Genomic DNA, 13,420 nt, shown 5'->3' on the forward strand with positions numbered 1-13,420 from the left:
AGGCGGACAAGAAAGCCAGTGCCGGCAGAAGTAGGGCACAGGCCGGGAGCGAGTGAGGGGTTTCTTCTGTAACGAAGGCCCGCGTCAAAGAGTTGAAATATAGGAGGCCAGCGGGTTGGTTGTATCAGCTCAACCGTACATCCGGGAGCAATACAAGCAGGCCGTGCTGAAGTACTAGCCGACAGCCGCTTGGCCCCCCTTGGGAAGTAACTGAGGTAGCTAGCGGAGCGTGGCAGCGACACGCGGAGCCAACGCTCGCGCCGTTTGCCGCGGCCCCAGCACCTCTTACTGCTGACCGGGCAGCTTCTCCCCGATGCGGTGCTTGCGGTATCCGCGGATGGCAATCGGAATCAGGCCGAGCACCGGAATGAAGAAACTGATGACAAAGGGATTGCGCCACAACAAACGCAGGGTGGTGCCAAAGCCGCTGAGCCGCAGCTTGTATTTCGGGCCGTACTTGGTGTAGCCGCGCTCAAACTCGTGGAAGAGCAGCGGCCAGAACGGCGGCAGGTAGAAGGGGAAGTGGCGCCAGTTCTGCTTCATGCGCTGCCACAGCTCGCCCCAGCGAAAAGGGGCCTGGCCGTATTTGGCCACGGCGGCGTCGAGCTCCCGCTGCATGTGCCCGTGCACGCGCTCGGCCAGGGCCACAAAATCGTCGCGGGTCAGGTCTTCGAAGGGCCGATCCACCCAGTCGGCCGGGCGCAGGCGGCTGCCGAGCACGAAGGTGAGCTTGGCCGGAAAAGCCATGTAGAACACCCAGGGCTGCAGGATGATGCCGATCAGCAGCCAGGTGATGGGCAAAAACGGGATGCCGATTTTGCGCACCCACTTGTTGATCCACTCGAAGCTGTAGGCGCCGGGGTTCAGGTACTCCCCGTTGACGGTGGCGAAGAGCATCAGGTCGGTTTTGTGCTGAATGCTCAGGCGCACGACGCTGCTGGCCAGTCGCTGCAGCTGATACTTGCGGTTGAACCCCTTCCCGATGCCCGGCACGCCTTCCGGGTACAGCATCAGGTTGTGGTCGTTGTAGTACATCATCGTCTCGAAGTTCAGCGTGGTGGCGTCCACGCAGCCGCAGCGCTTCCAGAAGTCGCGCAGCAGAAACGGGTTCATCAGGGCTGACTGCGAGAGCAGCGGCGCCGACAGCGGCCGCGGCATGTCGGAGAGGCAGGGCACCGAACGGAAGAGGTCGGACAGGGCCACGATGGCGTCCCAGGGGAAGGCCATGCCCGAGTGATTGGAGCAGAAAATGAGCGGCCGATCTGGGTTGTTGCGCTGCGGGTAGTTTTCCAGAAAGCCTACCAGCTCAGAGCGAAACCACACGCGGTCGAGCAACTGCAGCACGTTTTCGTCGAGGGCCCGCACAAAGTCCTTGTCATAATAGTCGCTGTAGATGTGCTGATTGGCCAGAATCGCATCCGAGGGCGGCTGAGGCGGCGGGGCGGCGTGGGCAGAAGCCAGGGACATGGCAGGTAAGGCGGCGAGGCAGGAGGAAAATCGACCGGGAAAGCCATTGGGGGCGGTTTCCAAGATACAGGTTTGGCAACTAGCCGCGGCGCACCCGCCCGCTTTGCTTTTGCACTTGCGCGCTGCACTCGGATTGTGCATGGACGAGCTGAGTAATTTAGTCATATTATTTATAATAATTTTTACATATTGCCAGCACTCCACCACTATTGCTCTCCTCACACGCTATGCTTTTCTATGAAGCTGCTGTACCCCTGGGGTCTACTGTTGGTGCTGAGTTCTGCCGTGGCGCAGCAGCGCCCGGCCCCAACCCTGTGGCGCACCGCCCCCACCTCCCATGCCCTGCCAGCCAGCCTCCGGCAAGCCCGGACGCTCCGCGTGGATGCCGCGCAGCTGCAGGACCTGCTGGCTACCGCCCCCAATGAAAGTCGTGCCGCGGCGGGCCCGGTATTGCCCGTGCCGCTGCCCGACGGCGGCACGGAGCTGTTTCGGGTGTGGGAAACGCCCGTGCTGCACCCGGCGCTGGCGGCCGCCCACCCCGGCATTCGTACCTACGCCGGGCAAAGCCTGAGCAACCCCTCCGTCACGGCCCGCTTCGACCTGACGCCGCTGGGTTTTCATGCGCAGGTGCTCGACGCGGCTCGCGGCCGGTTCTTTATCGACCCGGTGCCCGGCGCAACGGACCACTACCGCAGCTTTGCCGCAGCTGACCGGGCTTTCGCAGCGCCCTGGCGCTGCCGCGTGGCCGATGCCGCGCCGGGCACTGGGGCGGCTGGCAAACTCGCCGGCCGCCCCGCCGCGGCTCCTTACGGCACGCAGCTGCGCACCTACCGACTGGCCCTGGCCTGCACCGGGCAGTACGCCGAGGCCGTGACCAGCGCCGCCGGCGCCTCACTAAACAAAACCAACGTGCTGAGTGCCATGGCCACGGCCGTAAACCGGGTGACGGGCATCTACGAACAGGAACTGGCCATCCGGCTGCAGCTCGTTGCGAACAACGCATCAATTATCTACCTCGATGGTGCCTCCGACCCGTACTCCAACAACGACGGCAATGCCATGCTGGATGAAAACCGGGACGTGGTGGGCGCCGAAATCGGATCCGCTAACTACGACATCGGCCACGTATTCAGTACCGGCGGCGGGGGCATAGCGGGTGTGGGCGTGGTGTGCCGCAACAACACAGGCAATGCGGCCAGCCGCAACCAGAAGGCCCGGGGCGTGACGGGGCTCACCAGTCCGCTCGGCGACGCGTTTTACGTGGACTACGTGGCGCACGAGATGGGGCACCAGTTCGGGGCCAATCACACCTTTAACAGCGTAACCGGGCTGTGCGGCGGCAACCGCCACGGCCCCACGGCCGTGGAAGCCGGCTCGGGCAGCTCCATCATGGCCTACGCCGGCCTCTGCGAAAGCGACAACCTGCAGGCGCAATCCGAGGCGTTCTTTCACGCCATCAGCCAGGATGAAATTCAGACCTACCTGAGCGGGAACGGCAGCTGCGCCAGCGCTGCCCCTACCGGCAACGCCGTGCCGACGGCCAACGCGGGCCCCGACCTGATCATACCAAAGGGTACCCCGTTCACGCTTACCGGCTCGGGAACCGATGCCGATCCGGGCACGGTGCTTACCTATAGCTGGGAGCAGCTCGACGCCGGTAGCGCCGGCTCCCCGGGCTCTACCGTCATCCTCACCAGCCCCACGGCGGCCCAGTTCCGCTCGTTTGCACCCGGTACCAGTCCCACCCGTACCCTACCGAAAATGGCTACCATTCTGGGTGGCACGGACATTGGCGAGGATTTGCCGCAGATAACGCGTACCCTGAACTTCCGCCTGACCGTGCGCGACAACCGCCCCGGCGGCGGCGGCGTGAGCTCCGACAACTTGGTCGTGAACGTCAGCAACCTCGGCCCCTTCTTCATCACCAATTTCAACACCCCAGTTACGCTGACGCCGGGAGCCACCGCCACGGTTGAGTGGGCCGTCAATGGCACCACGGCTGCCCCGCTCAACGTCTCCACCGTCGACATTCTCTTTTCCCAGGACGGGGGGCAGACGTTTACCGTGCTGCTGAGCAATACGCTCAACGACGGCTCGCAGGCCGTGCAGCTCCCCAATGTGCAAACCACCACCGGCCGGTTCATGGTGCGGGCCAACGGCAACGTCTTCTTCGATGTGAACGACGCCATGATTCGGCTGACCGTCCCGCTCCCGATTTCGCTGGTGGCGTTTGACGCGCGGCGCAAGGCCACGGGGGTGCAGCTGACGTGGACGACGGCCCAGGAGCAAAACAACCGCGGCTTCGAGGTGCAGGCCCAGGGGCCCGGCGACTCCGCATTCCGCACCCTGGCCTTTGTGGAAGGCGCCGGGCAGAGCAACGCCGCGCGCCGTTATTCCCACCACCTGAGCGGCCTTAAGCCCGGCCGCTGGCACCTTCGCCTGCACCAGCTGGACTTCGACGGCAGCAGCTCCGACAGCGACGTGCGGACGGTGGACCTGCAAGTAGAAAAAGCCGCAGCCTCGCTTTATCCGAACCCGGCCGCGGACCTCGCCGTGGCAGCCCTTGGGCTGCCCGAAGCGGCGACGGCCTCCCTGCTGCTCTGCGACGCGCTGGGCTGCCCGGCCCTAACCCTGCCGCCGCAGGAGCTGCCCGCCGGCTGGCACCAACTTTCCCTGGACGTGCGCCAGCTGCCGGCGGGCCTTTACACCTGGCAGCTACGGTTGAGCAACGAGCAGGTACTACGGGGCAAGCTGCAGGTACTGCACTAACCCGCAGGCAGGTTCAACCGCCCACCATGCCTGGCAATGTCGTTCTGCGCGCGTTGCCAGGCGTGGTGCTGCGCGATGCACCGGAGCAACTCGTCCTCTGTTCAGAGACGGCTTGCCAGGCTTACCCAAAACCCGGAAGCAAAATCCGCTGGAGCCACAATCCATCCGCATTCTTTTCGGGCCGCTGCACTCCGCAGTTCAGGCCGAAACGGCTGGGCCGCGCGAAGCCGGCGTTAAAGCTGCCGCTTCAGGGTAAGGCGGGTGACGAACAGCTCCCCGTCGGCGCGGCGCACAAACATGAGCAACTGGCGGCCGTCGGCGGAGTGCAGCAGCCGCGTGATTTGGGTCAGCGACATGTTGTTCACGGGCTGCAGATTGATGGACAGCAGCTCGTCCTGCGGCAGGAGCTTGGCCACGTCGGCCGGGGAGCCGGGCTCCACGCGCCGCACAGTGTAGCGCCGGTAGTTGGGGCCGCCCGCCAGCAGCTCGATACCGCACATGTCGTGCTCAAACGGGTCGCGAAAAAGCTTGTTGGGACGCAGCCACAGCCGGTTGTGCGGGTAATCAATGACGGTCGAAAAGCGCTTCAGCAGCTCGAAGCCCAGGTTGCCGTTGCGCGGTACTTCCACGCGGGCCCGCACGGCTTCCTCGTCCGGAAACGACGTCACCAGCGACTTGACGTAGTAACGCCCCAGCCGCAGGCCCTTCACCCGACCTAGGTAGCCGTGCACATCGCCGCTGAGGCCCCGCCCGAGGTAGGTGCGCAGGCGCTTGGGCGGCAGGCTTAGCCGCCGGTCCGAACCGGTTTCGATAGAAAGAGCGTGACCGGCCCCCGTATCCAGAATCAGGCGCAAGGGCAGCGCCAAGGAATCGTTTAGCGCCACCTCTGTTCGCACGTAGGGCTTCCCGCCTTCAATTTCCATCGGCAGCCCCGCCCAGCGCCGCCCTCGCGGCGCCCGAAAGCGCTCCGGCCGGTGGAAGGTCAAGATTTGGTCTTCGGCGTGCACCTCCACCACGAAGCTGCGGAATACATCGGCCCCCAGAATGCCGTGAATGGGGCGGCCCACGTAGGTAGAAAGGTCGAAAATGTCATCCGACAGCAGCAGCAGCGTGAGGCAGGCCGCCGTAGCGCTGGGCCGGCCGGCGTCGCCCAGCTCCACCCGCACGCTGTCGGTCTGAAAAGCCACCAGCGGTGCCTCCTCCCCCACGCCCGCCACCAGGTAGCGCTGCCCGAGGCGCAGGTTCAGGGAATCGCGCAGGCGCGAGTCGGTGATGAGCGAAGTGCCCACCCCGGTATCGAGCATGAAGTAATACGGGCCGCGGCCGTTCAGCTGCACCGGCACCACGATCAGGTTGCGCTGCAGCTCAAAGGAGAGGCGCGCCTGCTTGGCTTTGGGGTGCCGCAGCTGAAAAGGTCCCTGCGTCTGGGCGGCGGCTCCCACGGCTAACCACATCCATAGCCCAAGCAACAGCCCTGCACGGCCGCACAATGAACGTCGAAAGGGACAGGGCGCAGCCATGGGCGGCGGGCAGAAAGAGCGAAGGGGAGCGGATTGGCGGAATAAGATACTAAATGTTTCGCCTGTTCGCCAGCTAGGTTACCCAGGCAGCTCCCAGGTACCGCGCGGGTCGTAGTGCAGCTGCCCGCCGCGCACCAGCAGCGGCGCAGCTAAGTTGTTGTGATACAGCTGCCCCGTACCGAGACCCTGCGCCATATCGCCCACCGCGTACCCGGCCGTGTACTGGCTGATGGCGTTCAGCCCCACGTTGGACTCCAGCGCGGACGTCATCCACCAGCCGATGCCCAGCTCGGTCGCCAGCGTAATCCAGTGCCCGGCGGCGGCCAGCCCGCCGACCAGCGTGGGCTTGAGCACCACGTAGGCGGGCCGCACCGTCTCCAGCAGGGCGCGCTGCCGGGCCGGGTCCGACACCCCGATCAGCTCCTCGTCGAGGGCAATGGGCACGGGCGAGGTGCGGCAGAGCGCCGCCAGCGCCTCCCCCTGCCCCGCCCGGATGGGCTGCTCGATGCTGTGCAGGCTGAATGCGGCCAGTTGGGCCAGCTTGGTGGGGGCATCGGCCGGCGTGAAGGCCCCGTTGGCATCCACGCGCAACACCAGCTCGGCAGGGCTGGCCACTTCGCGGATGTTGCGCAGCAGGCTCAGCTCGGTGGCGAAGTCGATGCCGCCGATTTTCAGCTTGAGGCAGCGGAACCCCTCGTCAAGTTTCTTGCGGATCTGCGCGCGCATGAAGTCCGCGTCGCCCATCCACACCAGCCCGTTGATGGGCAGGCCGGCCTCGCCCCGGCTGAACGCGTTGTCGAACAGCTGCCGGTGGCCGCCGCCTTGCCAGTCGAGGACGGCGGTTTCCAGGGCGAAGCGCAGGGCCGGCCACTCGGGCTCCACCAGCTCGGCAGCCTCCGCCGGGCTCAGGGAGGCGTAGGCGCGGGCATTGAACTCGGCGCAAAGCCGCTGCAGGCGCGCTTCAAAGTCGGGGCGATAATCCGGGCTGAGACCGGCCAGCGGCGCGGCTTCGCCCAGGCCCTGCTGCCCGGGCTGCCCGTCCTGCGTCAGGTGCAGGTACCAGGCTACGTGTTCGGTCAGGGCACCGCGGGAGGTGCGGGCCGTAAAGTTGAAGCGCAGCGCGCGGCGCGAGTGATGCAGGCGCAAAGCCATGGGCAGGGTGGGTAAGGGCCGTAAAAGTAAGCGCCGCGCCCCGGCAGCCAAAGCTGGCCAGGAGCGCGGCGCTTGCCGAAATGTACAAGGCCGAGGCCCTAGTCTTGCACCGGGCCGGTGCTGGCTTCGGGCGAGCGGCCGATGGGCGAGCCGGGCTCGGAGCTGTCGCCCAACGTTTCTTCCGAAACGTCCAACGGCTCGCCGCGGCGTTGCTTTTCGCGTTCGTGGGCTTCCACCAGCGCATCGTCGAGCTGGTCGCTCATGCCGCTGCTGCTCTGGCTGCCGGGCTTGTTCTGGGCGTTGATTTCAGCGTCGGGCCGCGGCTGGTCGGCGTTGGGTTGGGACGTATTCATGGCGGTGCGGGTGTAAGAGGGTGAGAACGTATCGGAACCTGGACCGCATACGCCAAACGACGGGTCGGCGGTTGCCGGCCCCGGCGGCGCTATTCGCCCTGGTCTTTGCGGCTGCTGGTGCGGCTGTTGCCGTCCTTTTCGCTGCGGGCGGTGCCGTAGTTGCCGGGCGCGCCTTGGTTTTCGCCCGGACGGTTCTGGCCCATGCCGCTGCTCATGGTGGTGTTCACCTGGTCTTCGAGGTCGTCGGCGCGGTCGGCGCCCACGTGCATCTGGCTCGGAATGCCCGATACGCCGCTCTGGATGGAGCGGTTTTCCTCGGTAGAGCCCATGTGCCGGGCCTGTTCCGATGACTGGTTGCTGTCTTTATGGCCCTGGTTGTGGGCGGCGTTCGGGTCGTTCTGCCCGCGTTTTCCTTGTTGATTAGCCATGATTGAAAGTAGGTGTTTGGGTTGATGGGAAAGATGCCGCGCAGCTACCGGGGGTGGCTGCCAACGGCCGGTTGGTGCTGGATTTTACGCCCGGCCGAGGCGGCGGTTCGGGTTTGGCCCCGATTTTTCCGCAACCCCAATGCTATACCTATCTATTGATCAACAAATATTTAGTCCGATTTTTCCGATGGCCTGCCGGCCAAACAAGCCCATCGACGGTTTATTCTCGTACCAACCAGCACTTGCCGCTTTACTTATGTCGACCTCGCTCACCCTGGCCGCTGCTCCGGCCCTTGCCCTTGCTTCCGCCGCCGACCGCTACGCGGCGGTGCGGGCCCACACCGAAGCCCTGTGCCGGCCGCTGCTCCCGGAAGACACCGTCGTGCAGCCCGTCATCGATGTGAGCCCGCCTAAATGGCACCTGGCCCACACCACCTGGTTTTTCGAAACCTTCCTGCTGCAGCCGCACCTGCCCGGCTACCAGCTGTTTCACCCGCAGTACGCCTTTCTGTTCAATTCCTACTACAACTCGCTCGGCTCGCGCGTGAACCGCGCCGACCGCGGCACCCTCTCGCGCCCGGCCCTGGCCGACGTGTACGCCTACCGGGCGCACGTCGACGAGCACATGCAGCGGCTGCTGGCGGCCGGGGTGGCCACGGCCTTTGCCGACGTGCTGGAGCTGGGCCTGCAGCACGAACAGCAGCACCAGGAGTTGCTCGTCACCGACATCAAATACGTCCTGAGCACCAACCCGCTGGCTCCGGCCTACTGGCCCGCTGGACGGCCCGCGCCCGCCCCGCAGCCAGCCCTGCCGCCGGCCAGCTGGCTGGCCGTGCCCGGCGGCCTGGGCACCATCGGCTTCCAGCCCGAGGCCGGCGACGCGCCCGGCTTCTGCTTCGACAACGAGCTGAACGCGCACCCGGTGTACGTCGCGCCCTTTGAGCTGCAAAACCGCCTCGTCACCAACGCCGAGTACCTGGCCTTTGTGGAGGCGGGCGGTTACCAGGATTTCCGCTACTGGCTGGGCGAGGGCTGGGATTTGGTGCAGACCGAGGGCTGGCAGGCCCCACTGTACTGGGTGCGCCCCGAAGCCGCCGGCGGCGCCTGGCAGCGTTTCACCCACCACGGCCTGCAGCCCCTCGATCCGGCCGCGCCCGTTACCCACATCAGCTTCTACGAGGCCGACGCCTACGCTCACTGGGCCGGTGCCCGCCTGCCTTCGGAGGCCGAGTGGGAGCTGGCCGCCCGGCACTTCGGGACCGACGCCGGGGCCAGCAACTTCGTGGAAAGCCAGCGGTACGACCCCGCGCCGCTGCCTGCCGATGCCCCTGCCGACCAATGCCACCAGCTGCTCGGCGACTGTTGGGAATGGACTTACTCCGCCTACCACCCCTACCCCGGCTACCAGAAAGCGGCCGGCGCCCTGGGCGAATACAACGGAAAGTTTATGATCAATCAGCTGGTGCTGCGCGGCGGCTCCTGCGCCACGCCCCGCAGCCACATCCGCGTGAGCTACCGCAACTTCTTCCACGCCGACAAGCGCTGGCAGTTCACCGGCATCCGGCTTGCCCGCTGACCTTTCGGCCCGTTGGCTGTTACCACCGCGCGGGTCGGCTTCGGGCCGCCCGCTGCTCCTCATTGCCGCATTGCTCCCATGCCTTATTCCGACACCTCTTCCCTTGCCTCGCCTGCGCCGGTTGCCGCCGGCGCTTCCCTCTCGCCGCTGGCCCGCCACGTGCTGGAAGGCCTGAGCCGGCCGCCGCGCGCCCTCTCGTCGATGTACTTCTACGACGAAGTGGGCAGCGAGCTATTCCGGCAGATCATGGAGCTGCCCGAGTACTACCCCACCCGCACCGAGTTTGAGCTGCTGTCGCGGCACCGCCAGGCCATCAGCCGGGCCTTGGCGCCGGTCGACGGGCGGCCGTTTCACCTGCTGGAACTGGGCGCCGGCGACGGTCTTAAAACCAAGATCCTGCTGCGCGAGCTGCTCGCCACTGGCACAGCCTTTACCTACGCCCCGGTGGATATTTCGCCTACCGCCCTCGATGGCTTGGCCGCCAGCCTGCGCGCCGAGCTGCCCGAGCTGCGCGTGGAGCCACTCACGGCCGAGTACACCACGGCGCTGACCGCACTGCGCAGCCAAAGCGGCCGCAAAGCCGTGTTGTTTCTGGGCTCCAACATCGGCAACTTCCTGCCCGAGGCGCGGCAGCAGTTTCTGGCCGCCCTGGCCGCCCAGCTCGGCCCCGACGACCGCCTGCTCATCGGCTTCGATCTGCGCAAGGCCCCGCGGCAGATCCGCGCCGCCTACGACGACAGCCAGGGCGTAACGGCGGCCTTCAACCTGAACCTGCTGCGGCGGCTCAACCAGGAGCTGGCCGCCGATTTCGACCTTACGGCCTGGGAACATTTCGCCGACTACGACCCGCTTACCGGCGCCATGCGCTCCTACCTGATCAGCCGCCGCGCCCAGCAGGTGCACGTGGGCGCGCTCGGGCGCAGCTTCGCCTTCGAAGCTTGGGAAGCCATTCACACCGAAAACTCCTACAAGTTCACGCTGCCCCAGATCGAAGAGCTGGCGGCCGCGGCCGGACTGCGCGTGGAACAGACCTTCTGCGACGAGCAGCAGTGGTTTGCCGACGTGCTGCTGGCGCCGGCACCGTAGCGGCCTGACGCAACGTCGGGGGCCTTTGGCGAAGCCGGAGATGCCCCGGCTGCAGGCACCCTCGGCTTGCCGCCCGGCACGCGGGGCCATACTGCCGGCGGAGGGCAGCCGGCTTTCGGGCGCCCGATCAGCTTCCACTCTCAACCCCATTAGCCCTGTCAGCCGATAAGGGCCGTATCTTTGCGGCCTTTTCCGCATTGCTTATGGCCCTGGCCGACCTCCGTCCGCATTTTCGCCCTACTGTTCTGCTGGCCTACCCCGTGGTGCTGAGCCAGCTCGGCCACGTGCTCGTCAATGTGGTGGACAGCGTGGTGGTGGGCCACACCGGCAAGGTGCCGCTGGCCGCCGTGTCCTTGTCGGTAGACGTGGTGAGCGTGTTCATGATGATGGGCCTGGGCCTTTCCATGGGCATCACCCCCCTCGTTGCCGCCGCCGATGGCCAGCGCGACGTGCGCCGCAGCGGCCAGTTGCTGGTCAGCGGCGTGACGGTGTGCACCCTGGCCGGGCTGGTGCTGGCCGCCGCGGGCTGGGCCGCCCTGCCCCTGCTGAGCTACCTGCGGCAGGACCCGGCCGTAGTGGCCCTGGCCGCCCCCTGGATGCGGGTGATGTTTCTCTCGCTCATCCCGCTCATGGTGTTTCAGGGCTTCCGTCAGTTTGCCGAGGGCCTGGGCCTCACGCGCCAGGCCATGCAGCTTTCCATCCTGGCCAACCTGGTGAACGGCCTGCTCTGCTACGCTTTCGTGTTCGGCAAGCTGGGTGCGCCCAACCTGGGCATGATGGGCGCGGCCTGGGCTACGCTGCTGGCCCGCGCCCTGATGGCGGTGCTCATGGCGGCCTACGTGCTGCGCGCCCCGCGCCTGCGGCCTTACCGCGAAGCCGTGGGCAGCTGGCACCCCGACTGGGATTCGCAGCGCCGCCTGCTCGGGTTTGGCCTGCCCATCGCGGCGCATTTGGTCTTTGAAGTGGGCGCTTTCAGCGTGGCGGGCATCATGGCTGGCTGGCTGGGGCCCACGGTGCAAGCCGCGCACCGCATTGCCCTGAACGTGGCCTCGGTGACGTTCATGGCCGTCAGCGGCATTGCCACGGCCGTAACCATTCGCGTCGGCAATCTGCGCGGCGTGGGCAACCTAGCCGAAGCGCGCCGGGCGGGCTTCGCCGGCTACGCCCTCACCTTCACCTTCATGGCGGGCTGCGGGCTGCTGCTGGTGCTGCTGCGCCACCACATTCCCACGCTCTACAACTCCGACCCGGCCGTGGTAGCGCAGGCCGGCACCCTGCTGCTCATCGCGGCGCTGTTTCAGGTATCCGACGGCCTGCAGGTACTGGGCCTGGGCGCGCTGCGGGGGCTGGAAGACGTGAAAGTACCTTCCCTGGTGGCCTTGCTGGCGTACTGGGTGCTGACGCTGCCGCTCAGCTACTTCCTGGGCTTTGTGTTAAATTGGGGAGCCTTGGGCGTGTGGATCGGGCTGCTGACCGGACTTTCGATTGTGGCGCTGCTACTGCTGTGGCGGTTTCAGCGCGAAACGGTCAGCGCCGGCGTCCCCGCCCGGTAGTGAACGAAAGGGCCCGGCTGCGTCGTTAGGGCAGCAGGCTACGTAGCTTACCTCCACTTGGTTGCGCCCCTTATGCTCGATTTGCTCTTCCTCCCGCTGCTGCTGCGCGTGTTGCTGCCCTTTCAAGGTACTCCGGCCAAGCCGGCGCCCCGTCCCGCCGCCCAACAACAGGCGCCTGCGGCCAAGCCCGAGCTGCTGGCGTGGTCGGCGACCCGGCCGCTGACCTGGGCCGACTTCAAGGCCCGCCCCAACACCGCCGATCCACTGCACGCGCTGACCACGGCCAGCATCGGGGCGCAGATCGGGTGCCAGGACTACGTGTTTTCGGCCAACGTACAGGCCACCTTCACCCCTACCGAATCGTGGGTGAAGACGCCGCACACCGCCTCCGAAGCCCTGCTGCACCACGAGCAGGTGCACTTCGACCTGACGGAAGTGCACGCCCGGCAGCTGCGCCAGAAGCTCAAGACGCTCAAGTTCGACTGTGAGCACCTGCAGCCGGCGTTCAACAACGTGATGAAAGTGGCCATTGCCAACTGGCAGCGCGAGCAGCAGCGCTACGACGTGGAAACCAACCACGGCCTGAACCTCGTCAAGCAGAAAAGCTGGGACGAGCAGGTGGTGCGCCGCCTCGGGGAGTTGCAGGCGTACGCGGCCCCGGCTACGGCCGGCACGGCTTCCACCGGGCAGTAGCGCGGCATGGGACTGGGCTGTACCTTGCGGCCCATGTCTGAATTTCCCGCCCCCATCACCTGGGCCGATTTTGAGCGCGTGGATATGCGCGTGGGCACCATCGTGGAGGCTCAGCCCTTTCCCGAAGCCCGCAAGCCCGCCATTCGGCTGCTCATCGACCTGGGCCCTGAATTGGGCCTGAAGAAGTCCAGCGCCCAGATTACAGCCCTCTACACGCCCGAAACGCTGGTCGGCCGGCAGGTGCTGTGCGTGGTCAACTTCCCGCCCCGGCAGATCGGGCCCATGCGCTCCGAGGTGCTCGTAACGGGTGCTGCCGATGCGGAAGGCCGCATCGTGCTGGCGTCCTTCGCCGGGCCGGTGCCCAACGGCAGCCGGTTGATGTAGCGCGGCTCAGCGCAGGGTCGCGCGGCGGCAGGCCTTGCCGTCAAACGCTTTCTACGTATGCCGCCGCTGAGTTAGCAGCCGGGCCTTACGGGGCGGGCTGAATCTTGGCCTGCCGCATGGAAATGCTGTCGACCACCGTGCCGTAGATTTCTTCCAGATCCTTGCCGTGGATGGCGTAGTAGCGCATGCTTTCCTTGAAGGTTTCTTCGTCGGTACCGTGGCGCCAGTACAGCGCTTTGGCCTCCTGCCGGTAAAGGACGCGAGCCGAATCCTGCTGCAGGCGGGCGGCTTCTACCCGCGCCTCGGTAATGTGCATGTCCACCAGCAGGCCGACGAGCTGCTCGCGCGGCAGGAGCTTGGCGGGCGGCACGGGTTCTTCGGGCCGGTCGCACTGGCTCAGCAGCAGGGAGGCAGTCAGCAAAAGGGCGGTACGCAGGGA

At 66.3% G+C, this 13,420-nt stretch carries 12 protein-coding genes; 6 read left to right on the top strand and 6 right to left on the bottom strand.

The features are described from left to right. Positions 1-285: 285 nt before the first annotated feature. Complete coding sequence (locus ACYVKQ_RS05270) at positions 286-1,467, bottom strand: lysophospholipid acyltransferase family protein (RefSeq protein WP_460576365.1); 1,182 nt, start codon at positions 1,465-1,467, stop codon at positions 286-288. 237 nt (positions 1,468-1,704) lie between these two features. Between ACYVKQ_RS05270 and ACYVKQ_RS05275 the strand changes: the two genes are divergently transcribed. Then, a complete protein-coding gene (locus tag ACYVKQ_RS05275; protein ID WP_460576367.1) occupies positions 1,705-4,236 on the top strand; it encodes a zinc-dependent metalloprotease family protein in 2,532 nt (843 codons plus the stop codon). A gap of 233 nt (positions 4,237-4,469) precedes the next feature. Here the strand turns inward: ACYVKQ_RS05275 and ACYVKQ_RS05280 are convergent, their stop codons facing one another. From ACYVKQ_RS05280 to ACYVKQ_RS05295, 4 genes are all read right to left on the bottom strand, one after another. Further along, positions 4,470-5,690, bottom strand: a complete 1,221-nt coding sequence (locus ACYVKQ_RS05280; RefSeq protein WP_460576369.1) for an aspartyl protease family protein — start codon at positions 5,688-5,690, stop codon at positions 4,470-4,472. Between the two features lie 144 nt (positions 5,691-5,834). Continuing rightward, positions 5,835-6,908, bottom strand: a complete 1,074-nt coding sequence (locus tag ACYVKQ_RS05285) for an o-succinylbenzoate synthase (protein ID WP_460576371.1) — start codon at positions 6,906-6,908, stop codon at positions 5,835-5,837. 98 nt (positions 6,909-7,006) lie between these two features. Next, positions 7,007-7,261 (bottom strand): hypothetical protein, encoded by a 255-nt coding sequence (locus ACYVKQ_RS05290; RefSeq protein WP_460576373.1) that lies wholly within the window; start codon positions 7,259-7,261, stop codon positions 7,007-7,009. A gap of 89 nt (positions 7,262-7,350) precedes the next feature. Beyond that, positions 7,351-7,689: a hypothetical protein gene (locus ACYVKQ_RS05295; RefSeq protein ID WP_460576375.1), complete on the bottom strand. Its 339-nt coding sequence runs from the start codon at positions 7,687-7,689 to the stop codon at positions 7,351-7,353. Between the two features lie 256 nt (positions 7,690-7,945). On the opposite strand from ACYVKQ_RS05295, the gene egtB reads away from it, so the two are divergent. From egtB to ACYVKQ_RS05320, 5 genes are all read left to right on the top strand, one after another. Next, on the top strand, positions 7,946-9,265 hold the full coding sequence (egtB, locus tag ACYVKQ_RS05300; protein WP_460576377.1) for an ergothioneine biosynthesis protein EgtB: 1,320 nt from the start codon (positions 7,946-7,948) through the stop codon (positions 9,263-9,265). A gap of 78 nt (positions 9,266-9,343) precedes the next feature. After that, a complete protein-coding gene (gene egtD / locus ACYVKQ_RS05305) occupies positions 9,344-10,351 on the top strand; it encodes an L-histidine N(alpha)-methyltransferase (RefSeq protein WP_460576379.1) in 1,008 nt (335 codons plus the stop codon). A 203-nt stretch (positions 10,352-10,554) separates the two neighbouring features. Beyond that, positions 10,555-11,904 carry an MATE family efflux transporter gene (locus ACYVKQ_RS05310; protein WP_460576381.1) on the top strand — a complete coding sequence of 450 codons (1,350 nt, stop codon included), beginning with the start codon at positions 10,555-10,557 and terminating at the stop codon, positions 11,902-11,904. Positions 11,905-11,976: 72 nt separating this feature from the next. Continuing rightward, positions 11,977-12,597 carry a DUF922 domain-containing protein gene (locus tag ACYVKQ_RS05315; RefSeq protein ID WP_460576383.1) on the top strand — a complete coding sequence of 207 codons (621 nt, stop codon included), beginning with the start codon at positions 11,977-11,979 and terminating at the stop codon, positions 12,595-12,597. Positions 12,598-12,630: 33 nt separating this feature from the next. Next, on the top strand, positions 12,631-12,981 hold the full coding sequence (locus tag ACYVKQ_RS05320) for a tRNA-binding protein (protein ID WP_460576385.1): 351 nt from the start codon (positions 12,631-12,633) through the stop codon (positions 12,979-12,981). Between the two features lie 85 nt (positions 12,982-13,066). Here ACYVKQ_RS05320 and ACYVKQ_RS05325 read toward each other — a convergent pair whose 3' ends face one another. Next, positions 13,067-13,402 carry a DUF4296 domain-containing protein gene (locus tag ACYVKQ_RS05325; protein ID WP_460576387.1) on the bottom strand — a complete coding sequence of 112 codons (336 nt, stop codon included), beginning with the start codon at positions 13,400-13,402 and terminating at the stop codon, positions 13,067-13,069. Positions 13,403-13,420: the final 18 nt, after the last annotated feature.

The organism is Hymenobacter coalescens (genome assembly GCF_054783195.1).

Excerpts from the sequence above, each read along its gene's own strand:
- ACYVKQ_RS05315 (WP_460576383.1), top strand. The coding sequence starts at position 11,977 with ATGCTCGATTTGCTCTTCCTCCCGCTGCTGCTGCGCGTGTTGCTGCCC.
- ACYVKQ_RS05320 (WP_460576385.1), top strand. The coding sequence starts at position 12,631 with ATGTCTGAATTTCCCGCCCCCATCACCTGGGCCGATTTTGAGCGCGTG.
- ACYVKQ_RS05270 (WP_460576365.1), bottom strand. The coding sequence starts at position 1,467 with ATGTCCCTGGCTTCTGCCCACGCCGCCCCGCCGCCTCAGCCGCCCTCG.
- ACYVKQ_RS05280 (WP_460576369.1), bottom strand. The coding sequence starts at position 5,690 with ATGTGGTTAGCCGTGGGAGCCGCCGCCCAGACGCAGGGACCTTTTCAG.
- ACYVKQ_RS05310 (WP_460576381.1), top strand. The coding sequence starts at position 10,555 with ATGGCCCTGGCCGACCTCCGTCCGCATTTTCGCCCTACTGTTCTGCTG.
- ACYVKQ_RS05285 (WP_460576371.1), bottom strand. The coding sequence starts at position 6,908 with ATGGCTTTGCGCCTGCATCACTCGCGCCGCGCGCTGCGCTTCAACTTT.
- ACYVKQ_RS05275 (WP_460576367.1), top strand. The coding sequence starts at position 1,705 with ATGAAGCTGCTGTACCCCTGGGGTCTACTGTTGGTGCTGAGTTCTGCC.
- ACYVKQ_RS05290 (WP_460576373.1), bottom strand. The coding sequence starts at position 7,261 with ATGAATACGTCCCAACCCAACGCCGACCAGCCGCGGCCCGACGCTGAA.
- egtD (WP_460576379.1), top strand. The coding sequence starts at position 9,344 with ATGCCTTATTCCGACACCTCTTCCCTTGCCTCGCCTGCGCCGGTTGCC.
- egtB (WP_460576377.1), top strand. The coding sequence starts at position 7,946 with ATGTCGACCTCGCTCACCCTGGCCGCTGCTCCGGCCCTTGCCCTTGCT.
- ACYVKQ_RS05295 (WP_460576375.1), bottom strand. The coding sequence starts at position 7,689 with ATGGCTAATCAACAAGGAAAACGCGGGCAGAACGACCCGAACGCCGCC.